This window comes from Acinetobacter sp. GN11, assembly GCF_054823985.1.
Genome location: NZ_JRVL01000318.1, coordinates 1 through 1,185, shown reverse-complemented (window position 1 = coordinate 1,185; position 1,185 = coordinate 1). Strand labels below are relative to the sequence as shown.

Annotated in this window: 2 protein-coding genes; both read right to left on the bottom strand. The window is 38.7% G+C overall.

What is annotated here, in order from left to right:
- Window positions 1-447 (bottom strand): ABC transporter permease subunit (locus NL42_RS18790; protein WP_461313903.1); only part of this gene is annotated, 447 nt, incomplete at its 3' end.
- Window positions 437-1,096 carry an amino acid ABC transporter permease gene (locus NL42_RS18785; RefSeq protein WP_002114214.1) on the bottom strand — a complete coding sequence of 220 codons (660 nt, stop codon included), beginning with the start codon at window positions 1,094-1,096 and terminating at the stop codon, window positions 437-439. The genes NL42_RS18785 and NL42_RS18790, both read right to left, overlap by 11 nt.
- Window positions 1,097-1,185: the final 89 nt, after the last annotated feature.

The window sequence follows — 1,185 nt, the reverse complement described above, 5'->3', positions numbered from 1 at the left end:
GCCTGGCGTTACTCGTTTTAGACTTTGCGGAAAAATGACATAGACCAAGGCTTGAACATGGGTAAGTCCGAGCGCATAGGCTGAATCACGTTGATGTTGATCAATTGAAGTAATTGCTGCACGAACCAAATCGCCCATTTCTGCCGTACCCCACAAAACAAATACAACAACGCAAACCCACATTGCGGAAAACTGCCAGTTAAACCATGTCGCAAAGCCGAAATAAAACACAAACAGCAAAACTAAAATTGGAATGATTCGAATGGCTTCTAAATACAGACGACACAGCGATTTAACGACTATGTTTTTAGAAGTCATAATGACGCCGAAAACTGTGCCAAAAATTGCAGAGAAAAACACTGAAATAAATGCAATTTTTGCAGTTGCCCAAAGTCCCCACATTAAACGTTCGAGGTGACTCGCTTGGAATAGATAATCAAGTTCCATGGCTCACCTTCCGACTTCTGTGCTCCAGATAACTGGTTAAAATAGACACGGGCAATAAAATAATCAGATAAGCCATGATGAGTAAAAACAAAGCTTCAGTGGTTTTATAGTCCATACCAATTAAGTCTTTAGTGACAAAAAGCAGTTCAACGACAGCAATTGCACTGACCACAGAACTTTCTTTAATCAGAAATAGGCAATTTGCCCCTATCGCCGGAATTGAAATAGCCAGTGCTTGAGGGAAAATGACATATCTAAAAATTTGAATCGGTTGTAGACCAATACTTTTTGCAGAATCAATCTGCCCTTTTGCAACAGACTGCAAGCCTGCTCGGAAAGCTTCGGCCATATAGCTTCCGCCTAAAAAGGTCAGTCCGATCACACCACAAGCGAAACCATCGATTTTTATACCGAGTTTTGGCAAACCGTAATACAAAAAGAACAGTTGAATTAATAAAGGGGTATTTCGAGATAACTCAATATAGAACTGGGCAATTCTATTTAGCACCCGCACGCGATATGTGATTAAAATGCTGCAAATTAACCCTACAATAATTGCCAAAATAATGCTGATAATTGAAATTTTCAGCGTGGTCAAAGTTGCAGAGAAAAATTGCGGCAACACACTATGGATATACTGCCAGTTCAAGGAAAATTCCAAAAAATAATATTAAAACGTTATAAATATTTAGCTTTCGTCAGCTATTAAATATTTGTGCAACGAGTTTATTTTTTTCC